This window comes from Enterococcus sp. DIV0561, from assembly GCF_050539875.1.
In the GTDB taxonomy this organism is placed as follows: Bacteria; Bacillota; Bacilli; order Lactobacillales; family Enterococcaceae; genus Enterococcus; species Enterococcus faecalis.
Window position 1 is genome coordinate 2,572,414 of record NZ_CP172927.1, and the last position, 23,499, is coordinate 2,595,912.

22 protein-coding genes and 1 other annotated feature are annotated in these 23,499 nt (G+C 39.1%); of the genes, 5 read left to right on the forward strand and 17 right to left on the reverse strand.

The window, feature by feature from the left end; translation table 11 throughout:
* Window positions 1-165: 165 nt before the first annotated feature.
* From mreD to rpsO, 4 genes are all read right to left on the reverse strand, one after another.
* Window positions 166-675 (reverse strand): rod shape-determining protein MreD, encoded by a 510-nt coding sequence (gene mreD / locus IGM13_RS12300; RefSeq protein WP_002381106.1) that lies wholly within the window; start codon window positions 673-675, stop codon window positions 166-168.
* Window positions 672-1,532, reverse strand: a complete 861-nt coding sequence (gene mreC / locus IGM13_RS12305; RefSeq protein WP_002383273.1) for a rod shape-determining protein MreC — start codon at window positions 1,530-1,532, stop codon at window positions 672-674. Before mreC ends, mreD begins: the two co-directional genes overlap by 4 nt.
* Window positions 1,533-1,713: 181 nt before the next feature.
* A complete protein-coding gene (gene pnp, locus IGM13_RS12310; protein WP_002367402.1) occupies window positions 1,714-3,828 on the reverse strand; it encodes a polyribonucleotide nucleotidyltransferase in 2,115 nt (704 codons plus the stop codon).
* A gap of 186 nt (window positions 3,829-4,014) precedes the next feature.
* Window positions 4,015-4,284, reverse strand: coding sequence for a 30S ribosomal protein S15 (rpsO, locus tag IGM13_RS12315; protein WP_002354983.1), 270 nt, complete (start codon window positions 4,282-4,284; stop codon window positions 4,015-4,017).
* A gap of 279 nt (window positions 4,285-4,563) precedes the next feature.
* Between rpsO and def the strand changes: the two genes are divergently transcribed.
* Entirely contained in the window at window positions 4,564-5,127 is a 564-nt protein-coding gene (gene def / locus IGM13_RS12320) for a peptide deformylase (protein WP_002354981.1), read from the forward strand.
* Window positions 5,128-5,173: 46 nt separating this feature from the next.
* On the opposite strand, the gene IGM13_RS12325 is transcribed toward def, so the two are convergent.
* The 3 genes from IGM13_RS12325 to IGM13_RS12335 all read right to left on the reverse strand — a co-directional run bounded on the left by IGM13_RS12325 (window position 5,174) and on the right by IGM13_RS12335 (window position 7,488).
* Window positions 5,174-5,950 (reverse strand): Cof-type HAD-IIB family hydrolase, encoded by a 777-nt coding sequence (locus IGM13_RS12325; protein WP_016614269.1) that lies wholly within the window; start codon window positions 5,948-5,950, stop codon window positions 5,174-5,176.
* A 9-nt stretch (window positions 5,951-5,959) separates the two neighbouring features.
* A complete protein-coding gene (locus tag IGM13_RS12330) occupies window positions 5,960-6,613 on the reverse strand; it encodes a DNA alkylation repair protein (RefSeq protein WP_002354978.1) in 654 nt (217 codons plus the stop codon).
* 71 nt (window positions 6,614-6,684) lie between these two features.
* A complete protein-coding gene (locus IGM13_RS12335; RefSeq protein WP_002365340.1) occupies window positions 6,685-7,488 on the reverse strand; it encodes a formate/nitrite transporter family protein in 804 nt (267 codons plus the stop codon).
* Between the two features lie 324 nt (window positions 7,489-7,812).
* Here IGM13_RS12335 and rpsD point away from each other — a divergent pair, with 324 nt between their 5' ends.
* From rpsD to lepB, 3 genes are all read left to right on the forward strand, one after another.
* Window positions 7,813-8,424 (forward strand): 30S ribosomal protein S4, encoded by a 612-nt coding sequence (rpsD, locus tag IGM13_RS12340; RefSeq protein ID WP_002365342.1) that lies wholly within the window; start codon window positions 7,813-7,815, stop codon window positions 8,422-8,424.
* Between the two features lie 159 nt (window positions 8,425-8,583).
* Window positions 8,584-9,132: a biotin transporter BioY gene (locus IGM13_RS12345; RefSeq protein WP_002354975.1), complete on the forward strand. Its 549-nt coding sequence runs from the start codon at window positions 8,584-8,586 to the stop codon at window positions 9,130-9,132.
* A 61-nt stretch (window positions 9,133-9,193) separates the two neighbouring features.
* Window positions 9,194-9,730 carry a signal peptidase I gene (gene lepB / locus IGM13_RS12350; RefSeq protein WP_002383266.1) on the forward strand — a complete coding sequence of 179 codons (537 nt, stop codon included), beginning with the start codon at window positions 9,194-9,196 and terminating at the stop codon, window positions 9,728-9,730.
* Window positions 9,731-9,785: 55 nt separating this feature from the next.
* Here the strand turns inward: lepB and IGM13_RS12355 are convergent, their stop codons facing one another.
* From IGM13_RS12355 to IGM13_RS12400, 10 genes are all read right to left on the reverse strand, one after another.
* Window positions 9,786-13,670, reverse strand: coding sequence for a WxL domain-containing protein (locus IGM13_RS12355; protein ID WP_086269749.1), 3,885 nt, complete (start codon window positions 13,668-13,670; stop codon window positions 9,786-9,788).
* Complete coding sequence (locus tag IGM13_RS12360) at window positions 13,657-14,028, reverse strand: LPXTG cell wall anchor domain-containing protein (RefSeq protein ID WP_002419595.1); 372 nt, start codon at window positions 14,026-14,028, stop codon at window positions 13,657-13,659. Before IGM13_RS12360 ends, IGM13_RS12355 begins: the two co-directional genes overlap by 14 nt.
* Before the next feature lie 380 nt (window positions 14,029-14,408).
* A complete protein-coding gene (locus tag IGM13_RS12365) occupies window positions 14,409-15,020 on the reverse strand; it encodes a YktB family protein (protein WP_002419596.1) in 612 nt (203 codons plus the stop codon).
* A gap of 34 nt (window positions 15,021-15,054) precedes the next feature.
* A complete protein-coding gene (locus IGM13_RS12370) occupies window positions 15,055-15,612 on the reverse strand; it encodes a GNAT family N-acetyltransferase (protein WP_002419597.1) in 558 nt (185 codons plus the stop codon).
* 85 nt (window positions 15,613-15,697) lie between these two features.
* On the reverse strand, window positions 15,698-16,918 hold the full coding sequence (gene pepT, locus IGM13_RS12375) for a peptidase T (protein ID WP_002419598.1): 1,221 nt from the start codon (window positions 16,916-16,918) through the stop codon (window positions 15,698-15,700).
* 21 nt (window positions 16,919-16,939) lie between these two features.
* A complete protein-coding gene (locus tag IGM13_RS12380) occupies window positions 16,940-18,583 on the reverse strand; it encodes a peptide ABC transporter substrate-binding protein (protein WP_002419599.1) in 1,644 nt (547 codons plus the stop codon).
* A gap of 49 nt (window positions 18,584-18,632) precedes the next feature.
* Window positions 18,633-18,878: a binding site (T-box leader), on the reverse strand.
* Between the two features lie 147 nt (window positions 18,879-19,025).
* A complete protein-coding gene (locus IGM13_RS12385) occupies window positions 19,026-19,979 on the reverse strand; it encodes a siderophore ABC transporter substrate-binding protein (RefSeq protein WP_002419600.1) in 954 nt (317 codons plus the stop codon).
* 38 nt (window positions 19,980-20,017) lie between these two features.
* Window positions 20,018-20,773 (reverse strand): ABC transporter ATP-binding protein, encoded by a 756-nt coding sequence (locus tag IGM13_RS12390; protein WP_002354962.1) that lies wholly within the window; start codon window positions 20,771-20,773, stop codon window positions 20,018-20,020.
* Entirely contained in the window at window positions 20,770-21,735 is a 966-nt protein-coding gene (locus tag IGM13_RS12395; RefSeq protein WP_002371665.1) for an iron chelate uptake ABC transporter family permease subunit, read from the reverse strand. The genes IGM13_RS12390 and IGM13_RS12395 overlap by 4 nt, the downstream gene beginning before the upstream one ends.
* Window positions 21,732-22,679 carry an ABC transporter permease gene (locus IGM13_RS12400; protein ID WP_002394759.1) on the reverse strand — a complete coding sequence of 316 codons (948 nt, stop codon included), beginning with the start codon at window positions 22,677-22,679 and terminating at the stop codon, window positions 21,732-21,734. The genes IGM13_RS12395 and IGM13_RS12400 overlap by 4 nt, the downstream gene beginning before the upstream one ends.
* Window positions 22,680-22,863: 184 nt before the next feature.
* Between IGM13_RS12400 and IGM13_RS12405 the strand changes: the two genes are divergently transcribed.
* Complete coding sequence (locus IGM13_RS12405) at window positions 22,864-23,316, forward strand: YueI family protein (RefSeq protein ID WP_002383256.1); 453 nt, start codon at window positions 22,864-22,866, stop codon at window positions 23,314-23,316.
* Window positions 23,317-23,499: the final 183 nt, after the last annotated feature.

The following is a 23,499-nucleotide window of genomic DNA, read 5'->3' on the forward strand; positions in this document are numbered from 1 at the left end:
TTCAATTTTCTTCTTGTAAATGACAAAAAAAAGCTTCACTTTTTTCACAACTTTCTTCAAGGCTCCAGGGTAATCTTCTCATTGTTTTGTTATTTAAAGAAAATAAAAAAAGCGAAAAATGCTAACAAATGAGCATTTTTCGCAAACGAACAAAATTTTCAATTTTTATTTTACGGAAAACAGTTTTTTCAGCGGATAAGATAAAATAACATACCACACCATGTTCAATAGCAATGTAGGGCCCAACACACGCGTAATAAATAAAATCGGGCTGACATCCGCTAAATGAAAGGCCACTTGAATCAGTACCGCAATCAGTTCATACAACGTGGTAAAAATAACGATCCCAAAAAAACCAGTTAGTAAATTTGTTTGAATTACTTCTTTAAATGTATACATCAACATAACCGAAATCGTCAGTGCGACTGTATAAATCCCGATAATGCCAATGTAGTAGCTATCGCAAATAAAGCCTAAAATTAACGAAGTAATTAATAAATAACGTTTAGAAAAATTAGGAACGACGAACATAAACGCAAGTAACAGCAGATGAGAACTGGCGAAGTAAACATTACTTGTCCACGTTTCAAAAGACTTTGTTAAATGAGCATCAATTAACATTAAGAAAAACAAGAGAATAGGTGTGATGTATTTTAAATACTCTTTCCGAATCATTCGCTTTCCCCTGCCGATCTTTTCACGACCGTCACAACGGAGATACCATAGACATCCGCATAAGGTTTCACATAGACTTCACGATCTAAACCAAAACTATCTGGTTTCACTTTAATAACTGTTCCTACCGCTAAATCGGCTGGTGAATTACCCCCTAAGCCAGAAGTCTGAACGACATCGCCTTCTTTCAGAGTGGCATCGCCAGTTAATTGTGACACAATTAATGCATTTGTCTTATTGTCGTAATTTTTAAGTAAACCAAACGATTCGCCATTTGCGGAAGTTACTCGCACAGGGAAATGGTTCGAGTTAACATTTTTAGACGTTAGTAGTTCCACTTTTGCAGTCGTTGCATTGACTTCAATAACACGCCCCACTAACCCTTTTTGCGCCATGACCGCCATGCCCGCTTCAATGCCGTCATTGGTTCCTTTATCGATAATTAATAAGTCTTGCCAAGTATCCGGCGAACGCGTAATGACATTCGCAGTTACTTTTTCATAGTTAGCTAACGTTTCGTTCAGATTCAATTCTTGTTTTAAACTATCAATTTCGCGTTTATAGTTATTGTTTTGGACAGCTAATTCATTATAGCTATCAATTTTTTCTTTTAGACGTTCATTTTCTTTAAACGTGTTAATTAAATTGCCCATTGAAGACAAGCCGTTTTCCACCACACGAGCTGGAAAAGAAATCACACGATCCACCATACTAACGCTATTGTTGACGCCACCTTGAACGACATTGGTTTTGCCTTTTTCAGAACGTTGCGCAGCAGTTAAACTAATAATGGTTACTAAAATAATGACTAAAATTAAGGTAATGATTATATTTTTATTTGGATTAAATTTTTTCACAAAGACACCCCAGATATTCTTCAGACTGATAGTATTAATTTTACCACTAATTGACTATAAACAAAAGAGTTGGCGATCGTCTTTAGCTTTTTTTATCATTTCTTTTTTAGGGCTTATTTTCAACGAAAAAACCAACGAAAAGAAAGGAAACTTCCTTGGTTTTCGTTGGTTTAAAAAGAAATTATTTTTCTTTGTTTTCTTCGTTTAATAATGCTTTTCTTGACACGTTGACACGGCCTTGTTTGTCAATTTCAGTTACTTTGACAAGGACTTCGTCGCCTAATTTCACGACATCTTCAACGTTGTTCACACGTTCGTTTGCTAATTGAGAAATATGGATCAAGCCATCTTTGCCTTTAATTAGGTTAACAAACGCACCAAATTTTTCAATGCGGACAACTTTTGCTAAGTAAACTTGGCCGACTTCGACTTCTTTGGTTAATTCTTCAATAATCTTGATGGCTTTTTTAATCATTTCAGCATCTGATGAAGCAATACTTACGTTACCGTCTTGATCGATATCAATCTTAACACCAGTTTCATCAATGATGCTGTTGATTGTTTCGCCACCTTTACCAATGACATCTTTAATTTTCGCTGGTTTAATTTGAATCATTTCAATTTTCGGTGCATATTGACTTAATTCTTCACGAGGAGCAGCAATCGTTGTTGTTAATTCTTCTAAAATTTCCATCCGGGCTTTCTTCGCTTGGTCTAATGCTTCCGTTAAAATTTGTTCTGTAATTCCTTGGATTTTGATGTCCATTTGTAAAGCAGTGATTCCGTCTTTCGTTCCCGCTACTTTAAAGTCCATATCGCCAAGGTGATCCTCTAAGCCTTGAATATCTGTTAAGATTGTATAGTTTTCACCATCACTAACAAGACCCATTGCAATACCTGCAACTGGCGCTTTAATTGGCACACCCGCATCCATTAATGCTAATGTTCCCGCGCAAATACTTGCTTGTGAAGAAGAACCATTTGATTCTAACACTTCTGCTACTAAGCGGATTGTGTAAGGGAAGTCTTCTTCTGATGGAATAATTTGTGCTAAGGCACGTTCACCTAACGCACCGTGACCGATTTCACGACGACCTGGTGAGCCCGCGCGTCCTGTTGAACCAACAGAGAATTGCGGGAAGTTATAATGATGGATGAAACGTTTGCTATCTTGGACACCCAATCCATCGATAATTTGATGTTCCCCTAAAGGCGCTAATGTACAAACGGATAAAGCTTGTGTTTGACCCCGAGTAAATAAGCCAGAACCATGCACACGTGGTAAAATACTTACTTCTGATGATAAATGACGAATTTCGTCTAATTTACGGCCATCCGGGCGAATCTTATCGATCGTGATTAACTCACGTACGACATCTTTTTCAAGATCTTCCGCAATTTGTTTCACTTCTTTTAGTAATTGCGCTTCTTCTTCGTGTTCCGCAAATTTTTCAGCGTAAACTTCTTTGACTGTATCTTTTACTTTGTCAATTTCAACTTCACGTGCTAATTTTTCTTCCGTCATTACGGCTGTTTTCATTGTATTGTAGTACGCATCAAAAATTTCTTTTTTAAGATCAGCGTCCACTTGTAATAAGTCCACGTCCATTTTTGGTTTACCTACAGCGGCAACGATTTCTTCTTGGAACGCCACTAGTTCTTTAATGGCATCAAAACCGAAAAGTAAGGCACCTAACATATCTTCTTCTGATACTTCTTTAGCACCACTTTCAACCATGTTGATGGCTTCTTTTGTTCCAGCAACAGTTAATTCAATATCTGTTTGTTCCGCTTGTTCTACCGTTGGGTTTAAAACATATTCGCCATTAATACGACCAACGTCAACACCAGCAATTGGTCCATCAAACGGAATATCTGAAATTGCTAACGCTAAGGAAGACCCAAACATTGCAGCCATTTCTGGTGTACAATCTTGATCCACACTCATAACGATGTTTGTGATTTGGACTTCGTTACGGAAGCCTTCTGAGAACATTGGACGAATAGGACGGTCGATTAAACGAGCGGTTAATGTCGCACGTTCACTTGGACGACCTTCACGTTTAATGAAGCCACCAGGAATTTTTCCTACCGCATACATTTTTTCTTCATAGTTTACAGTTAATGGGAAAAAGTCTACATCTTTTGCTTCTTTAGAGGCAACAGCAGCACTTAAAACGACCGTATCGCCGTAACGTACTAAGACAGCTCCATTGGCTTGTTTGGCTAATTGGCCGATTTCTACTTCTAGTGGGCGGCCGCCCCAAGTTGTTTTAAAGACTTGTTTTTCTGTCATAATTCTTCTCCTTTACTCTTGCTCTTTGGAAAAGTCAGACGGCTACTAAACAAATGAAAAAGTAACAAGTCGTTGCTGCTCTTTCATTTGGTTAGTAGTTCCTAAAAACTTTCCAAAGAGGACCTTCAATAGTGACAATAAGATAAAAAGCGAGATTCTGATTGAACCTCGCTTTATACGTAATGATTAACGACGTAATCCTAAACGTTGGATCAATTCGCGGTAACGTTGGATGTCAGTTTTACGTAAGTAAGCTAACAAGTTACGACGGTGACCGATTTTTTTCATTAAACCACGGTAAGAATGGTGATCTTTTTTGTGTGTACGCGCATGTTCGTTCAATTGGTTAATGTCTTCAGTTAAGACAGCAATTTGTACTTCTGGAGAACCAGTATCTCCTTCATGACGTGCGTATTCTTTAATGATTTCGTTTTTTCTTTCTTGTGAAATTGCCATTTGTTCCACCTCTTTCTCTATTATTCGTCTGATCACTGAGTGAAGCGTTGGTGACTCGCTAAACCAAGTGATAGATGGTGTGTTTCCACACAAGCTTACTTTACAGGAAACACCGCTAAAATGCAAGCTTAATCTCTATTATTCGACAGTTTTTTTAAACAATCTAGCCCCTTTTTTGGTGATTTTGTGATACACTAAATGGTGGTAAACAACTGATTATTTCAGCGCATGAATAAATAAAAGAAGAATTTTTTTATGTTTCAAAGGAGGAACCATTGAATGATTACAATGAAAGATATTATTCGTGAAGGGAATCCCACACTTCGTGCTGTGGCAGAAGAAGTGCCTGTCCCTATCACTGAGGAAGACCGACAATTAGGTGAGGACATGTTGACTTTCTTAAAAAATAGTCAAGATCCAGTCAAAGCCGAAGAATTACAATTACGTGGTGGCGTTGGTTTAGCTGCACCACAATTAGATATTTCTAAACGAATTATTGCTGTCCATGTTCCTAGTAACGACCCAGAAAACGAAACGCCTTCATTAAGTACGGTGATGTACAACCCTAAAATTTTGAGCCATTCTGTGCAAGATGTATGTTTAGGTGAAGGGGAAGGCTGTTTATCTGTCGATCGGGATGTGCCTGGGTATGTCGTTCGTCATAACAAAATTACCGTCAGTTATTTTGACATGGCTGGCGAAAAACACAAAGTTCGTTTAAAAAACTACGAAGCGATTGTGGTTCAACATGAAATTGATCATATTAATGGCATCATGTTCTACGATCATATTAACAAAGAAAATCCATTTGCTTTAAAAGAGGGCGTTTTAGTCATCGAATAAAGAAAAAAACTGCGCCGTTTGTCTGAAAACAAACGGCGCAGTTTTTTTAAATGGCCTTCATTTCTTTTAAGGCTTTCCAAATGCCATCATTATCATTGGTATCTGTGACCATTGTGGCCACTTCTTGAATGGAAGGACTCGCGTTGCCCATTGCGACGCCAATCCCTGCATGGCTTAGCATTTCTCGGTCATTTTCGCCGTCCCCAAAGGCAATGATATTTTTTGCATCAATGCCCATACGTTTAGCTAAATACGTTAACGTAGCTGATTTTGAGCCATCTTTAGGCACAACATCTACGCTATGTTGATGCCAGCGAATAAAGCGAAATTCTGGGTATTCTTCTTCAAACGTACACTGATCTTCTGCGTCATAAAAAGCCAGCGCTTGGTAAATATCATTTTGACGATAAAAGTGTTCATCATAAGCAGGTGAATGAAAATGAAAAGAGTTCATCGCAATTTCCATTTTTTCAGCACGGTGTTGGTTGCTCTTCTTAATATCATCTAAGCCCACACAAGCAAATCCTAAGCCGCGTTGATCACTATCTTTTGCCAAACGTTCCAACGCTTCAGCATGCAATAAATTTTGATAATATTGCTCATGATCCACAAAAGCCGCAGCGCCATTACATAATACGTAATTGGTAAAATCTAAATCCCAAATCACCTCTTGCGCCATATAACGACTTCTGCCAGTTGCCAGCGTAACTAAGTGTCCTTGCTCCCGCAATTTTGCTAGCGCTTCTCTCGTGCTATCCAATGCTTTCTTCTCCGAATTTAACAACGTCCCATCAATATCAAATGCAAAAAGTTTTCTTTCCATCATTTCTCCTTATTCGCTCGCTTTCGCTAAATATTTACTGCCTTCTCGTTGTGCTAAAGGACTCAACACTAATTCTTTCATCAATTCCTCGACCCATTGCGGATTCGTTTTACTATATTGGCGTAATGACCAGCCAATCGCTTTTTGAATGAAGAACTCCTCTGTAGTTCTATCATAAATAATCGCCTTTTTCAACAGGTCCTGATTGGTCTTTTCTTTCAACATCAACTGTAAATTCAGCGCAACACGCCGATTCCAGAAATTTTCAGCGCCATAAAAAAGGGCAAAAATCGTTGGCAATTCAGTCAGATGCAACGCCACCCACGACCCAAAAAATTTTCGCCAAGCATCCACACTATCCCACCACGCTTTTTGTGGAACATAGGCTTTAAACGCTACGACCTCTTCTAATGAAAATCTCCGAACATTTTGAAGAGCTAAATCAATAGCGACATACTGATATTCTCGTTCTGTTTTTTGATAGTAAGCCTCAATCTCTTGGCATAATTTTTCCTTTGGCCACGTATGACTTTCTTTTAAAAGTTGTTTACTTAACGCTTGACGTTCTGGGGCGGGGATGCCTGCAAAAACAAATTGGTGTTTCATATAAGCAGACATTTTTGCTGCTGTTTCTGGGTTCTTCTGAAATTGAAGTGTGTCCATTCCTTCGCTCCTTATAATAAAAAAACTATACTAAAACAGTGTACCATGTTTTAGTATAGTTGGTTGATCAATTAATCAAAATACGTTAAGTTTTTGTTGTCTTTATCTAACCAGGCATAGCCGAGACCCATAATTAAGCCACCACCGATAAAGTTACCGATAAAGGCCCAGAATAGATTATGAACAACATTACCAGCTGTGAAAGCTTCAATTGCGCCGTTTGAAGCAAAGTAAGCTAAACTGAAGGCTGGGAAGTTGGCAATCACGTGTTCAAAACCAAGGAAAGCAAAGATAAAGATAATGAAAATAATGGCCGCGACTTTGCCGGCGTCATCTTTCATTCGCATACTCACTAATACGGCTGTATTAACCACAATATTGGCGAACATAGCTTCAACTAAAATTTGCAGGGTGGTTTTTTCTAATTTTCCAGCAATCGACGTAAAGAAGAAACTATCTTTTGGTAAATCTTGGAACGGCACCGTAAGTGATACCAAGAAACCAAATAAGACACCACCAATTAAATTGAATAAGATACAGGTAAATAAAATTTTTGCAGCTAAGGAAAAGTTGACTTTTTTACGATAGACGCCAACAGTCATGTACAACATATTCGAGGTACCAAGTTCGGCATTCATATATAAAATCATCACAAGTGACCAACTGAACATGAAGGCGTAAAGCATTTTCCCTAAACCATGAGAAATTCCTTCTCCTTTAATTGCGATTGCAAAAGCAACGGCTGTTCCCAACGTTAAAAATAGACAAGCAAGCATTGCACGAACAGCGTAGCGGGAAAAGCTGTTTGAGAATAAATTCACTTTCTTGTCGATGGATTTATCAATTTGTTCAAACAATGGTGAACCAGACTTCATTGTAAACTCCCTTTCATTCCGTTTTCAACTTATATTTTCAAAACATCTCCTCTTATTCTAATGAGGAAAAGTGTTTTTGTCTACCTTTTTTTTCAGATTTCACTTTAAAACCTTGACGTTTCCTATCCTATTAAGTATACTAGATTTTGTGTAAAATAATTGCAGCAGAAGAATAATAACTCGTCAACAGTTCATTGCCAAACTTGGTTCAACTGCGTAACCGCGGCTGCAAAGGCGAAGGTTGAAGAATGAACTGAACGAATATGAATTTTTCATCTAATTATTTTACTCCAAAAAAACATTTATTTATTGGAGGAATTTTTAATGTCTCGTTATACTGGACCATCATGGAAAGTATCTCGTCGTCTAGGTATCTCTTTATCAGGTACTGGTAAAGAACTAGCTCGTCGCCCTTACAAACCAGGACAACACGGACCTAACAGCCGTGGTAAAGTTTCTGAATACGGAATGCAATTAACTGAAAAACAAAAATTACGTCATATGTATGGCATGAACGAACGTCAATTCCGTACGTTGTTCATTAAAGCAAGCAAAATCAAAGAAGGTAAACACGGTGTTAACTTCATGGTTTTACTAGAACAACGCTTAGATAACGTTGTTTACCGTTTAGGTCTTGCAACTACTCGTCGTCAAGCACGTCAATTAGTTAACCATGGCCACATCACTGTAGACGGCAAACGTGTTGATATTCCATCATACCACGTTGAAGTTGGTCAAGTGATCGGTGTTCGTGAAAAATCTCAAAACATCTCAACAATTAAAGAAGCAGTTGAAGCAACTGTTGGACGTCCAGCATTCGTAAGCTTTGACACTGAAAAATTAGAAGGTAGCTTCACTCGTTTACCAGAACGTGATGAACTTTACCCAGAAATCGACGAAGCACTTGTCGTTGAATACTACAACCAAAAACTTTAAGATTTCAAAAGGTCGAACTACGGTTCTTACCTTCTTTCAAAACCTTGCCTTTCTTGGCAAGGTTTTTTTCTTTGCCCTCTTTACAAAATTGTTTACTTCCGCTAAACTATTGTTAACCAAATAAAAATAATTGGTTAACAATAGAAAGTGAGGCTTCTTATGAATAAAGCATCGTTACGCTCCTTAATTTTAGCAGCAGAATTCGCTGTGATTATTGCTGTACTTTCACAATTTACAATTCCATTGGGGATTGTCCCCTTAACTGGACAAACGTTTGCCATCGGCTTAACCGCTACCGTTTTGGGCAAGCGAACGGGGACCTACGCTATTTTAATTTACTTCTTATTAGGATTAATTGGTTTACCCGTTTACGCTGGGATGTCCAGCGGGTTCGGTGTACTCTTTGGACCCACTGGCGGCTATTTAATCGGCTTTATCTTTAACGGCTTATTAACTGGTTACATTTTAGAAAAAACAACCTTTAACTATACTTGGGCCATTATCGCAAATATTGCCGGCGCCTTAGTTACCTTAGTTTTCGGTATGATTTGGTTGAAATATTCCGCAAATCTGCCGTGGCCAAATGCTTTCGCGGGCGGGTTTGCTCCGTTTATTATTCCTGGTATCATCAAGGCTGTCGCAGCTGCTTATGTTGGTATTTTAATTCGCCAACGCTTTATGAAACGTTTTTTAGCACACCTTTCTTAAGGGGAAAACTTTTTTCTTTTCCTTGTCTGTAGTACACTAAAAGGACAAAGGAGTGAAGTCCATGTCCTCATTATTAAAACGATTGGTTCAGTTGGTTTTGTTAGTCGGCGCTGTCTTGCTGATTCGACACTATGTGTTCTCCCCTGCTGCGGTGAATGGCTCTTCAATGGAACCAACACTTCATAACAACGACCGTTTATGGGTGACTTCGATTAAAAAGCCACAACGCTTTGATATTATCGCTTTTCCTAGTCCTCGCAACGGCCAACGAGTAGCCAAACGTTTAATTGGTTTACCTGGCGAAACAGTCGAGTATCGTGATGATACCCTTTATATTAATGGTGTATCACTCAGTGAAGATTACTTAGCAAGTGCTAAAAGAAATGTCTCTAAAAATGAAAATTATACCCAAGATTTTACCTTAGAGACCTTAGAAGCCACCCAATCCCTGACCGTTCCAGAAGGCATGTATTTTGTCTTAGGCGATAATCGCCCGCGCTCAGATGACAGTCGTTACTTTGGCTTTGTAAAACAAGAGAGCGTGGAAGGTGTTTTGACTTTTCGTTATTATCCATTAGATAAAATTGGCTTTCCATAAAAATAATAAACCACCCTCAAAAAGTTAGACTTTTTGAGGGTGGTTTATTATTTTTTTAAGGTCCAGTGACTAAGTTCCACGTCACCGTCCCTTGATATTTCTCATTTATTTTCCCTTGATTGGCTGGGACGTCTAATTTCACGCTAGCAAAATCAAAATCTAATTGGTAGACATCATTACCTGTAAATTGGTTATTAAGAACTACTGGTGTAGATGTACCGTCACTCGTCAAAGTTAAAGCTTTCGTAACCCCCACTTTATTCGTTGATTCTGTGACTTGGTTATAGTTTTCGATTGCTGCAACATCCGCATTGCCTAATAATAAGCGCGTACTTGTTGGCAAACTATCGGTAGATGCTTTGAGCTGTGATAATTGTGCTGTCAACTGCCAATTGGGTTGGCTTTTCTTGATCCGCAAGTATGGATTACGCGTACCATTCCCATAATAATCGGCTGCTTTTTTCAGACCGTACTGTTTGGCACTACTGCTAATCGTAATTTTCCCAAAATCAAACGTTGGTGTACTAATGAAACCTTCTTCTACTGGCGCAGGCGTAATCGTTTGATCTTCGCCTTGAATACGCACAAAGTTACTAGCTGTCACTGCAGAAAAGTTCCCGCTAGCTGTCATTTCTGCGGTTAAAAGTTGCCTTGGTTCTCCAGTGATTTTCGCTGTGTTCACTGTCACTAAAGCTTCACCATTCACCGGAATTTCCACACCCAAGTTAACTCCTGTGCGCCATTGTTCTGCCGTCACTGGGATAATTTTTGATGTACTACCAATGCGAACAGCTAATTGAGTCGGCGCCGAAATACCTGCCGCCCATTTGGCCGTTGGTGCTAGTTTAATATTGGTCAACGGAACTTCACTGGTGTTTTTTAGTCTAACTGTCCAAACCATAGAAGATCCGTTGGGAATCACTTCTAGTAACCGACTAACAGTCATTTCTGCCGTTGGTTGGACTTCCTCATAGACTGCTGTCATGTCATCCTTGTCATCGTAAGTCACGGCATAACTTGGCGTTTTCGTGGTTTCCAACGCAGTTTTATCAATACCTTTGTACCAACCTTTGAACTTATAAGATTTGTCTCCTGCGGTATACGTATCTGGCAAGGCATTGGCACTCGTGTAGGTGAAGCTATTGCTTGTCATTGGTATTTGTTTACCTTGCGTAAAACCTGTTGGTGGTGTAATTTTGGCCCCCGTTGCATCGACAAAATTTTCAGTGACTTGTTTTCGTGTAATTTTATAGTTTATCGTTTGCTTGTAGTCACTAGTTCCATCAAAACCAAATAGTCTTGGTTTGGAATTTGCACTGGTTAAAAATAACAGATTAGGCAGGATATCTCTTGATAATCCTGATTGGCCCCACTTTGCCTTAACAGAAAAAGTATTGTTCGTTTCCTTGTTAAGCGTTGTTTCAAAGCTATTTAAACTAGTCGTTGCTGCATCTGACAGAAGATTGGTGCCAATGTCACTAATCGTATCATAGTCGTACAACGTAATGGTTTTCGTTGTTGCTTCCACTTTGTCAACGTACTTCAATTCATTCGTAATACCAAAGTTATTCAACGCAAATCCTCTATTTAAAACACCTGTTGCTGGATCAGGTAAAAGCTCATAATTATTAGGAATCAAGACGTTTTGCTTTGTTTCTACTTTATAGCGATTAGCAACGGTTGCCTCTTTACTTCCCGCCATTGGGTAAAGTGAACCCGTCGCTTCAAAGGGACTAGTAGCGTTTTTTCTAAGAAATTCTGTATAATTTCCAGAAAGCGTAAGAGGGTTCGTGAACGCTTTGCCTTGTTCATCGACAAACTCCGCGTAGAAGCCAGGGTGAACAGTGGTTTCTTGCACTTCTTCATAGATCGCTGTCATGTCGTCTTTGTCATCGTAAGTGACGGCGTAACTTGGTGTTTTCGTGGTTTTCAGGTCTGTTTTATCAGTACCTTTGTACCACCCTTTAAACTTGTAGTTTTTGTCCCCTACTGTGTAAGTGGCTGGCAAAGCTTTGGCACTGGTGTACGTGAAGTTCTCACTATCAATCACTACTTTGTTCCCTTGGGTAAAGCCTGTTGGTGGCGTGATTTTAGCACCAGTGGCGTCAACGAAGTTTTCGGTGACACGGCGGTTTTCTAGATAATAATAGATAGGACTATCATCTTTAGAAATCACCACAATCCCCGCAGCAGGTGATCTAAATGCCATTCCTAAAGCGGTAAATGTTGTTTTCGTTGGACTAACATTATATTGTGTTTCGCCCAATATGAACTGGGTAGGGTCTGTCAAAGCGAATAAATCTCGATATTTCGAATCATTAGGTAGTTCAGTCTCTAAAGCATTGGTGATAAAATTCTTTCTGCGAATACTAGCCACCGGATAAACTTTGGCCGTTTTAGAATAATACGTCCCTGGGCTTTTCGCTAACGATTTATAGTACTTTGGAATCGTAAACACTGAGTTTTTCGCTCCATAAAAACTGAAACGCGTATCAGTCACGCCATAGAATACTTTCTCAGGAATCGTATATTCTTTTACCATGCCATTATCTTTACCAGTAATTTCCCCAATAATTTTTGGTGTTTCATCTGTTACGTATTCTTGAATTTTCCCTTTTAAAGAAATTCCACTTGGATTGACTAAATTTCCTTGCTCGTCAACAAAACTAAATTTAAACGTTTGTGCTGGTAAAGTTGTCGCCTCACCTAAATCCTCATAGACCGCTGTCATGTCGTCTTGGTCATCGTAAGTGACAGCATAACTTGGTGTTTTCGTGGTTTTCAGAGCTGTTTTGTCAGTACCTTTGTACCAGCCTTTGAACTTGTAGGCTTTGCCGCCTGCTGTGTACATGTCTGGCAAGGCTTTGACACTGGTGTACGTGAAGTCATTACTCGTAATACTTGTTTGTTGCCCTTGCGTGAAACCAGTTGGCGGTGTGATTTTAGCGCCCGTGGCATCGACGAAGTTTTCGGTGACTTTTTTATAAGTAGTTGTTAAGTCAATATCTTGTTGCGCAGCAATATACGTTAAACCAGCCTGCTTCTCTTGATAAGTTGCCCTTAATTCTGCTGCAAAGCTTGCTGAATAGACTTTATTCCATACCTGATACAACGGTTGCTGCAGGGTATAGCTATTATTTGTTTTGACTAATTTAACATTATATGGATACCCTGTTATACTATATGGCCAATACTGGTTATATATTCCTGAATTTGCTACTTCAATAGTGTCAATATATTTGGGCACTGTCAGAACAGGATCCTTCAAATAATATACGACCATATCTGACCAATAATGAAGATAATTGACGTTTAGAGTTTGACTAGGTATTAATATATCCAGCCCTGTAGTTGTCGGTACATTTGACACTGGTATTGTTTGATCTCCACGAGAGGCAAAATTAGACAAATTCGTAGATCTCCCCCATGTATCTAATCCCATCTCAGAAGTTAATTGAAAATCTTCCGTATTTAAAGTCGTTTTATCTTTCGAAGCAATATTAATACTAAAGCGATACTCTGGTACTGTATAACTTTGATCTTTTGGTGGAAAAGACTTTGACTCTGATTCGAACCATGTAGAAAGTTCTGATACTTTACCAGCTTCTTTTACCCCAACCGCTCGTTCCGAACGAACGGTTGGCAAAGCTTCTTCTTCCTGCTCCGCTTTCACTGGCGTGTCTTCCTTCTTTTCCGTTGCCACTTCTGCTTGTTTCTCTGTTTCCTGTGTTACTTCTTCCTGACTTGTTTCAGTCGTTGCTTCACTGGTTGTTTGCGTTTCACTATTTGCTTGTGTTTCTTCTTTCACACTACTTTCGGCGGTCGGACTACTTTCAATCGTCACGGTTTCCGCAACTGCCGTCACGCCCGAAAAGGCATTTACTAGCAAAGAACCACATAAGCCAATAGCTGCAAGACGTTGCCATTTATTTTGCTTCATGTCGTCCCCTCTTTCTATGTACTATTGCTACAAGGCCAAGTACGACGAAGCCAAGTATGCTAAGATTGGCCTGACTCTTGCTTCCTGTACGTGGTAGTTGTTTGTCGCCAGTGGTAGGGGTGCTTTGACCGCCTGCTACACCTGCTTGATTAGTTCTCGTCTGTCCCGATACTTGCTCCTTAGGACTTGGCGCGTCTGTTTTCGGTGAGGGCTCTTCTTTCGGAGCTACTTTCGGGGGTGCCTTTTTGTAAAATTCAATCCCCACCGAACTAGAACCACGTTCAGACGCTTCAGCATTTATAAAAAAACTAGGGGAAAATAGTAGGCACGCAAGTACTAAATAACGCTTTTTTTTCATTTAAAAACCTCCTTTAAATCAACAATCACTTTGAGCTTTTATTTCCTCATGCTCAAAGAACCTTTTTTTATACCTCCATGATAACAAAGAAACAGCTTTTCAAAACACCATTATTTTCCATTTGACAATCCTATTTTTCACAAGTCTCTTATATAGCAAGCCTTTCCCGCTTCGTTATTTAAAGATATCCTTTGAAAATGATTGTCAAAACACGTTCATTCTTTGGAAAACGCCTTTAATTTCTTAAAGTTTTACTAGTAAAACTTTAGAAAAGCTCACAATGTTAGTGTTCAACACTAACATTGTGAGCTTTTCTCATTTTTGACGCTTGAACAATTAAATAAAATAACACTAAAACACAAAATAACTGTCTGTTTCTCTTATTGGGCAACAGCCAATTGGTACAATGGCAGGAGTTGTTGGTAGGTTACCAACATATAAGCGCGTGCTTTTTCAGGGCTTTGCCATAAAGCACTATCTTTGGGAATGATGCGCCCGATTTCAAATTCCCCTTTTTTTACATCTCTAAAACGAGTTAAGGCTTTTTCTATATCCGTTTCTGGCAGTGGAGTAATTTGAGGAACCGTATGATCCAAGGAAACATACGTATCTTCTGGTAATGCTTGGAATAATTGCTGATTCTCTAAAAAGGCTTGCGCAATCTGCTTTTCATTTTTAGGATTATCAATAAATGACAACCACATAAACACATAGTCGCCCCAAATGCCTAATTGAAAATGCGGCTGCATTTTATAGCCGCGCTTATTCGGACTGAGTGCGGACCAAGTATTTTCTGGTGGATACACGGTGCGACGGCGATGTTGCGCAATATGGACAAACAACTCCGTTCCTAGTTCAGGCGCTAGTTGTTCGGCAAAATACGTGTCTAATTCTTGAAAAATCGGTTGAATTTGCGCACGGATAACCGCCATTCGTTCATCTAATCCAGCAACTTCAAAGGCTGCGAATTCTTTTTCTGTAAACATCAACATTTCTCTAATTCCTCTCTCAACTTGTCTTACGCTTCTATTTTTGTCGATTTTGCCATGTTTCCAGCGTCATCCCACGATAAACATCTGTGACAATTTTCCCTTTACTAATTCGGGCATTGGGCAGTGTTCCTTCGTAGGTAAAACCAATTTTCTCCATGACACGACCAGAAGCTGGATTGTCTTGATCATGTAAAGCAAAGATTCTCATGAGTTTCATTTTTGCAAAACCCAGTTCAACTAACGCCGTCGCGGCTTCAGGCATGTAGCCTTTGCCCCAAAAGGCACGGTTCAAGACATAGCCTAATTCTCCAATATTATTGGTTTCATTGACCCGCAAATCAATCGTGCCAATCATTTTGCCCGTTTCTTTCACTTCAATCCCATATTTTCCTAAAGGTTCCCCCATAAAATATTTCGCAATACTGGCTCTTGTTTCTTCTTTGGTTTCATTTTTAGGAAACACAAAACGCGTCGTTTCTTCATCTGAAGCATATTCAAATAAATCATCTGTATCTGCTAATGTCACTGGTCGTAAATGCAATCGTTCCGTTTCCAATTGTTGGTTTTCTGCAAAAATCAATGGATAATTCATGAGCAAAACTCCCTACTTTTCTAAATACTTTACCGAAAAACAGCGAAACACGCAAGGAAAGTCGGCATTTTCCTTGCGTGTTTCTTTAATTAGCGTTTAGGCGAATGATGGCAATGATTGTTTGAACAGCTTTGGCCATTGATTCAACGGTAATAAATTCATATTGCCCGTGAAAATTTTCGCCTCCTGTAAATAGATTAGGCGTGGGAATGCCCATGAAAGAAATCTTAGAACCATCTGTCCCGCCACGAAAAGGTGTGATAATTGGTTCAATGTCACAACTTTCCATTGCTTGGACGGCTAATTCCACAGGGGTCCAATCTTTTTCGATGATTTCCTTCATATTATAATATTGGTCTTGGAAAGTAATTGTTAGTCTGGGTTTATCCGCCAGCGCATTTAAACGTTGAACTTGTTTTTCCAAAAATTGCTTTCTCGCTTGAAAGTTTTCTCGATCATGATCCCGAATGATATAGACAAGTTCTGCTTTTTCAATACTTCCTGTAAATTTATTGAGTAAATAAAATCCTTCATTTCCACGTGTTTGTTCTGGCACTTCCTTTTGCGGCAGTGATTGATCAAGTTGTTCGCCTAATTTAATGGCATTTACTAACGAACCATAGGCCGTTCCCGGATGGACACTGGTTCCCTCAATTGTTATCACAGCTTGAGCAGCGTTAAACGTTTCATACTCGAAATGCCCCACGCGGCCACTGTCGATTGTATACGCAAAAGCGACTGGGAAGTTCGGCGCATCAAATTGATCGGCCCCGCGTCCAATTTCTTCATCTGGACCGAAGGCGAGCCAAACATCCCCCCGCGCTACTTCTGGATGTGCCAAAAAATACTCAACAGCAGCTAAAATCTCGACAATTCCCGCTTTGTCATCTGCTCCCAAAAGTGTGGTTCCGTCTGTAGTAATCAACGTTTCCCCTTGATATTCTTTTAAATTGGGAAATTCAGCAACTGATAAAACGATGCCTTGTTCTTGATTCAAAAGGACATCTTGACCATCATAATTAGTGATGACTTGGGGACGGATATTTTCTGCTGAAAAATCCGCCGTATCCAGATGTGCAATCAAGCCGATGCTCTTCGCTGCAGGTTGGTTACCAGGCAACCGTGCCGTTAAAAAACCGTTTTGTTCGTTATAATGCACATCGGCCAAACCTAATTCATGAAGTTCTGTTTCAATCATTTTGGCTAAAACCACTTGACCGACCGTCGTCGGTGTGGTTTTACTGTTGGCATCTGAACGGGTGTTAACTTTCACGTAAGTTAAAAATCGTTCGACTAATTTTTCCATTTTTTACTCCTTCTTCCTGAATCATTCTGTTAAATAAGCATTGCGCAAGTGGAAATAATCCCCATACAAGTGATAACTAATGCCTTTCAATTTAGGATTGATTAGATAATTTGAGGCACTTTGATACAGTGGTACTTGGGCAGCATCTTGGTTCAACAAGATGTCTTCCGCTTCTTTGTATTCTGCAAACTGTTTCTCTGGATTATTGGCATTAATCGTTCGTGCATCTTCTACCAATTGGTCGTATTTGGCATTATGATAATTGCCATAATTGTAACTTGATTCTCCTGCATATAAGTTAAAGTAAGAGTCTAATTCACTACTGCCGGCAATCCAACCTGAAAGAGACAACTCGTAATTTTTTTCACGTCGCGATTGGTTCACATTATTACTTGGTTGCGATGAAATGGTAATTTCTAAACCTGGCAGATTTTCTTGTAACTGACTTTGAATATATTCCGCAATTCGTTTTCCTTGATCTGTATCTGCCGCTAGCAAGGAAAGTTTCACTTTTTTACCGACATCCGCCTGGGCTTTCGTCCATTCAGCTTGAGCTTTTTTGATGTCATTTTTCAAATATTCGCCACTGTAAGCTCGGAAATCTTCATCTGTTTCTGGGTTCGCATAAAGTTTACTTGGAATCAATCCGTTGAGGGGTTTTGACCCATCGTTTAAGACACTTTGTGTTAAGGCTTCTTTATCAATTGCTTGGCCAATCGCTTTTCGTAAATGAACATTCGCTAATGGCGTTCCTTCTTTTTTGTTGAAATCTAAGAAGTAGTTGGCCACATCTGGATGACTGACATAGCCTGGATCCTCTTGATATTGTTGAACATATTGTCCGTTAATGCGAACTAAGTCTAGTTCATTCGCTTGATATAAGTTAATCCCAGTATTATCTTCTTTGATTGTACTAACCGCAACTTCTGCCAGTTTCACTTGATCCGCATCATAGTATTCTGGATTTTTTTTCAATGTCCAAGTATCTGAAGTCGCATCCCAATTGGCTAGCGTAAATGGCCCGCTATAAAGTAAATGTTCACTATCCAAGGCGTAATCTTTACCTTGCGCTTCGACAAATTTTTGATTTTGTGGCGCTAACCAAGCAATCGAAACGACTGCTAAGAAGGAAGGTTGGGCCTGTTTTAATTCAACAATGAATTCTTTGTCATTAGGGGCTGAAATCCCTAATTCATCGACTGACTTTTCACCGTTGCGTATTTCAAAACTATTTTTAACACTATCTAGTAAATAGGCATTCGGTCCAATCGTCGCTGGTGTCACCAGTTTTTTCCAAGAATAAACAAAATCTTGGGCCGTGATTGGCTCGCCGTTGCTCCACTTAATCCCCTCCCGCAAGGTAAAGTGGTACTTGCGCCCATCGTCACTAATCTTGACATCTTTAGCTAGAGCTGGCACCGTGGCACTATCATCATCAAACCGATACAGGCCTTCAAATAAATGTTGTGCCATTGTAAAGGTATTTTTATCTGTTGTTTGTGTTGTATCCAATGTTGAGATTGGTGCAGGTGAACTAATACTGATTTTTTGTTCAGCTGCTAAATTTCCCGAATCTACTTTCTCTGCTGCTTCTTTGGTTCCGCCACATGCGGCTAAAAGAAACCCTGTTGCAATCAAACCTACTACTTTTTTCCCCAATTTCATGTTGTTGCCCCCTCATATTTTTTAAACAAATAAAAAAAGCATTCGTCCTAAAAAGGACGAATGCTTATGCAATCGCGGTACCACCTTTGTTGATCTCTTCGCTAAAAAAGATCCGCTCGTTTCCAGTACAATCATACTGTAGCGCTATAACAGGCGCACCTGAATTGGTTTAAGCAAACGGCTTCAACCAACCTGTTCAAAGGCCATTTTCCCCTTTAACGTCACTACCTCTTCTCACCAAACGAGGCTCTCTGCAAGCTATTTTAAAAAGTACTTTCCTTCTCATCACATTTTGTTCTTTTATTTGTTTCATCAATCATACTGATTTACGGATAGTTTAGCAAACATTTTCGAGGCCGTCAACCACATTTTTAATTTAAAACTTTTTTGTTTTTCATCAAAAAAAGAAAAGAGGCTTCAATCCCTCTTTTCTAAAACAATGTTACTCTAATCCTTTTTTAACGTCTTCTATCATCAAATGCATTGATTCTAATCCACCACCGCTTAGATACCAAACATCTGGTTGAAGCATAATGACTTTATCATTTTTACCAGCATCGGTTTTTTGAATCAATTCGTTTGCAGCGACGTTATCTTTTGAATCGTCGCCACCAATTGCTTTGGTGCGATCTACCACAAAGAGAATCCCAGGATTTTTTTCTAAAACATATTCGTAAGAAACACTTTGCCCATGAGTGGAAGCTTCAATCTTATCGTCTGCTGCTTTGAAGCCAAATGTATCATGAATTAAACCGAAACGAGAGCCTTTTCCGTAAGCGGAAAGTTGTCCTTCGTTAACTAACACAACAAGCGCATTATTCGCGCTAGCTTCTGCTTGTTTTTTCACGTCAGCAATTTCTTTTTCTAAGCCGGTTATTTTTTCTTTAGCTACCTCTTCTTTACCAAAAATAGTGCCTAACGTTTCAATATTTTGTTTCGTTGATGCCCAAGGATTTTTGGCATCTACAGCTAAGTAAATGGTTGGCGCAATGGCTTTTAATTGTTCTTGATAATCTTGTTGACGACCAGAGATAATAATTAAGTCTGGTTTTAGTTGATTGATTTTTTCTAAATCTGGTTCTTTAATACCGCCTGCTGATTCAACTTTTTGGTATTTTTCCAAATACGCAGGGATATTTTTGGTTGGCGCACCTACCACGCGGTCACCAACACCTAGTGCATCCATTGTATCCAAGGAACCATTATCAAAAACAACGACTTTCTTAGGATTTTTGGGAACGGTTAATTGACCATTGGTGTCTTTGACTGTGACTTCCGTTTTAGCTGCTGTTTCTGTTGTTGCAGAATCTGCTGTTTTTTTATTTGTTTGACAAGCACTTAACATTAACAGTCCCATCATTGAAACTGCCATCATTGCTAAAAATTTCTTTTTCATTCTTTTCCTCCAAAAACGTTATTTTTAAATTGCTCGATTTAGTGATAAAGACAAAAGCGTTTTCCTTCAATTTCACAAATCCGGATATTCATTTCATAAAGATCATTTAAAATACTTGTTTGAATAACTTCCTCTGTTGCGCCATGCGCATAGAGCTTTCCGCCTTTCATGGCGACAATTTCATCTGCATAGCTTGCGGCAAAATTAATATCATGTAGAACAATCAGAATTGTTTTTCCTAGTTCATCCACTAAGCGTTTAAGAATCTGCATCATTTGAACCGCATAATTCATGTCGAGGTTATTTAAGGGCTCATCCAATAAAATATAATCGGTATCTTGGGCTAAAATCATGGCAATATACGCCCGTTGTAATTGCCCTCCAGAAAGGGTATCAATGTATTCTTCCGCCATTTCAGTTAAGCCCAATTGTTCCAGTGCTTCTGTTACTTTTTCATGGTCAGCGCTTTTTAAGCGACCTTTGGAATAAGGAAAGCGGCCAAAATTGACCAGTTCTCGCACAGTTAATTTAAGTTGTACACCGTTGGCTTGTTTTAAAAGGGCAATTTTTTGTGAAAAAGCCGATTGCTTCCAGGTTTTTACTTCTTGCTTGTCCAGATAAATTTCCCCGGTATCTTTGGGAATTAAGCGACTCATCATGGCTAGCAGCGTGCTTTTCCCAGCGCCATTCGGCCCAATAAAGGCCGTTAATTTGCCTTCAGAAATAGGTAAATCAATGTCTGAAACGACAAATTTATCGCCATATTTTTTTGATACATCACTCATCTGGATCATGTGCGTTGCTTCCTTTCTGCAATAATTTTCCATATAAAATAAACGCCCCCAACAAATTGAATCACCACACTGAGCGGGGTATTCAAATGAAAGACCTGTTCAACCATCAATTGACCAAACACCAGTAAAAAGACTGCTATTAAACTCCCTGCCACAAACAGTTCTCGGTGGCGATAGGTTTTCATGAATTGATAACTCATATTGGCCACGATAAAACCTAAAAATGTAATCGGTCCCACTAATGCTGTTGATAAGCCGACCAGACTACTGATCAAACACAACAACACTAATTGAAACTGATTCACAGCAATCCCCAAATTCTGGGCTTGATGGTTCCCTAAATGTAAAACGTCTAAACGGTAACTTTCCCGCCAAAGTATCCCACAAATCATGAGTACCGCCACACCAACGAAAACGAGATACTGACTATTGACGTTACCGAAACTGGCAAACAACTTTCCTTGGAGTAAGTCGTATTCGTTAGGATCCATAATCACTTGTAAAAACGTACTGATACTACTGAAAAAAGTACCTAAAATCATGCCAATCATCAACAATAAGAATAGGTCGGATTGATTTTTGCGTAATAGAAAATACGATAAACTAGTGCTTAAAAATACCATTAAAAAGACGTTCATCAAAAACGAGCCAAGACTTACTTGACCTAACGCTTGTGCGCCTCCTAAAAGAAAAAATAACACCGTCTGCACAAAGACGTACAAGGAATCCATCCCTAAAATGTTTGGCGTTAGGAAATGATTTTGCGTGACTGTTTGAAAACTAATAGTTGAAAAAGCCGCAGCGATTCCGACAAAAATAAAAGCCAATAACTTTTTCCCTCGTAACGCCAAAGCAAAGGACCAATTGCCATACGTGTTATAAGTTAAATAACAAAGACTCACAATTACTACGGCAGCTAAAAGCAAAAGTAATGAAAGCCATTTTTTTAAAGGCCGTTTCATCGTTTGCGCCCCCTTAGTAATAATAAAATGAACAAAATGCTCCCTAATGTTCCGACAACCACGCTGACAGGAATTTCATAGGGGGCAATCAATACTCGTGCTAAAATATCACAGATTAACAAGAACAAACTCCCGCAAATCCCAGTTAACCACAAGGTATTTTTCATATGATCGCCATAACGTAAAGACACGAGATTGGGAATCACAACCCCTAAAAACGGAATATTCCCCACCATCAATAAAACGATGGCACTTGCTAAAGCAACCAGCGTCAAACCTAAAAACTGAATTCGCTGGTAATGGACGCCAAGACTATTTGCAAATGCTTCACCCATACCAACGACAGTGAAATGATAAGCAAATAAATAAATAACAAACCACAAAGGAATCATTAAAAATAACCATTCATAATTCCCTTTCATAACTGTGGAAAAATTTCCTTGTAACCAAGCAGACATATTTTGAACCAATTGGTATTGATAGGCAAAAAATGTGGCAATTGAGCCTAGAATGTTACCAAACATCACGCCCACCAAAGGGACCATTACTTGATTCTTACTTGGTAATAATCGAATGAGCGCTAAGAATAATAAGGTCCCGCTTAGCGCAAAAATAAAAGCAATTGCCGTTCGATAGAGAAACGGAGCTGTTGGGAAAAATAACATTGCAACTAAAATACCCAACCTTGCACTATCGGTTGTTCCAGCGACACTAGGAGCGACAAATTTATTTTGTGTGAGTTGCTGCATAATCAATCCAGAAATACTCATCGTACTACCAGCAATGATTAAACTCAACGTGCGGGGAACACGGGTGGTAAATAAAACAAATTGTTGCTGCGCATCTAATTGAAACAACTGAGAAAGTGCAATGTCCTTCACCCCTATCACTAATGACAATAAGCTGAAAAGTAATAGTAGAACAAACAAACCAATCTTTTTCATGAGAAAACTCCATTTTTATTTAATTGAGAATGATTCTCATTCTTAATTACAGTGTATGAGAAAACCATCACAAATGCAACCACTTTTTTTCCTTTCTTAAAAACTTCTTCTCAAGCCGACTGACCAACGACTTATCTAAGATATGCTATAATGGAGGGAAACGTTAGGAAAGGAGTGTTACTGAATGGCGAATGATGACTTACAACAACGTCTGGATAAAGGAATGTACGGTACGCCCCTCGTCAATCCTGAAGAACAACACAAATACATGGGCACATTTCGTGAACGCTGCCGTCTCTCCATGACCGTCGCTGAAATGAAAGATGCACAGAACCAACAACATTTATTAGAAGAATTAGCGAAGCATCCTGAAGTTACAGTACTTTTAAACGGCGAAATCTCTTCTGACCTGCAAAGTACCTATATTAAATTATTAAATCAGCATGGCGCAACCTTTAAGATTGTTAACAATTTTGTGGAGAACAACCCTGACTCTCTCGGCTTACTGTTAGCTGAAAAACATGCAGTCGATGAACCTGTGATTGACGTTACAGAAAAATATCCTCAAGCAACCGAAACGCCAAAAGAAGAGCCAAAAGCTAAAAAAGGCTTCTGGCAAAAACTATTTCACTCATAAAAAGCTCAAGAAAAGTTATGAGTCATTGGATTGTTTAAACATAAGTTATGAGCGCTTCCATTTATAATAGAATTGTGCTATTATAAAGATGAAAAAGAGAGGTATGCGGGTACATACCTCTCCTTTATACCAGCGCCAGTTATAAGAACTGGTGGCTTACTGAGTTAAATTTTTGTTACTATT

What these genes read in the sequence shown, in the direction of transcription:
- IGM13_RS12390 (WP_002354962.1), bottom strand. Translation starts at nt 20,773, where the DNA reads ATGATCCAGATGAGTGATGTATCAAAAAAATATGGCGATAAATTTGTC.
- mreD (WP_002381106.1), bottom strand. Translation starts at nt 675, where the DNA reads ATGATTCGGAAAGAGTATTTAAAATACATCACACCTATTCTCTTGTTT.
- IGM13_RS12355 (WP_086269749.1), bottom strand. Translation starts at nt 13,670, where the DNA reads ATGAAGCAAAATAAATGGCAACGTCTTGCAGCTATTGGCTTATGTGGT.
- IGM13_RS12370 (WP_002419597.1), bottom strand. Translation starts at nt 15,612, where the DNA reads ATGAATTATCCATTGATTTTTGCAGAAAACCAACAATTGGAAACGGAA.
- pepT (WP_002419598.1), bottom strand. Translation starts at nt 16,918, where the DNA reads ATGGAAAAATTAGTCGAACGATTTTTAACTTACGTGAAAGTTAACACC.
- IGM13_RS12360 (WP_002419595.1), bottom strand. Translation starts at nt 14,028, where the DNA reads ATGAAAAAAAAGCGTTATTTAGTACTTGCGTGCCTACTATTTTCCCCT.
- IGM13_RS12330 (WP_002354978.1), bottom strand. Translation starts at nt 6,613, where the DNA reads ATGGACACACTTCAATTTCAGAAGAACCCAGAAACAGCAGCAAAAATG.
- IGM13_RS12395 (WP_002371665.1), bottom strand. Translation starts at nt 21,735, where the DNA reads ATGAAACGGCCTTTAAAAAAATGGCTTTCATTACTTTTGCTTTTAGCT.
- rpsD (WP_002365342.1), top strand. Translation starts at nt 7,813, where the DNA reads ATGTCTCGTTATACTGGACCATCATGGAAAGTATCTCGTCGTCTAGGT.
- rpsO (WP_002354983.1), bottom strand. Translation starts at nt 4,284, where the DNA reads ATGGCAATTTCACAAGAAAGAAAAAACGAAATCATTAAAGAATACGCA.
- lepB (WP_002383266.1), top strand. Translation starts at nt 9,194, where the DNA reads ATGTCCTCATTATTAAAACGATTGGTTCAGTTGGTTTTGTTAGTCGGC.
- pnp (WP_002367402.1), bottom strand. Translation starts at nt 3,828, where the DNA reads ATGACAGAAAAACAAGTCTTTAAAACAACTTGGGGCGGCCGCCCACTA.
- IGM13_RS12345 (WP_002354975.1), top strand. Translation starts at nt 8,584, where the DNA reads ATGAATAAAGCATCGTTACGCTCCTTAATTTTAGCAGCAGAATTCGCT.
- IGM13_RS12365 (WP_002419596.1), bottom strand. Translation starts at nt 15,020, where the DNA reads ATGTTGATGTTTACAGAAAAAGAATTCGCAGCCTTTGAAGTTGCTGGA.
- IGM13_RS12380 (WP_002419599.1), bottom strand. Translation starts at nt 18,583, where the DNA reads ATGAAATTGGGGAAAAAAGTAGTAGGTTTGATTGCAACAGGGTTTCTT.
- IGM13_RS12400 (WP_002394759.1), bottom strand. Translation starts at nt 22,679, where the DNA reads ATGAAAAAGATTGGTTTGTTTGTTCTACTATTACTTTTCAGCTTATTG.
- def (WP_002354981.1), top strand. Translation starts at nt 4,564, where the DNA reads ATGATTACAATGAAAGATATTATTCGTGAAGGGAATCCCACACTTCGT.
- IGM13_RS12385 (WP_002419600.1), bottom strand. Translation starts at nt 19,979, where the DNA reads ATGAAAAAGAAATTTTTAGCAATGATGGCAGTTTCAATGATGGGACTG.
- IGM13_RS12405 (WP_002383256.1), top strand. Translation starts at nt 22,864, where the DNA reads ATGGCGAATGATGACTTACAACAACGTCTGGATAAAGGAATGTACGGT.
- IGM13_RS12325 (WP_016614269.1), bottom strand. Translation starts at nt 5,950, where the DNA reads ATGGAAAGAAAACTTTTTGCATTTGATATTGATGGGACGTTGTTAAAT.
- IGM13_RS12335 (WP_002365340.1), bottom strand. Translation starts at nt 7,488, where the DNA reads ATGAAGTCTGGTTCACCATTGTTTGAACAAATTGATAAATCCATCGAC.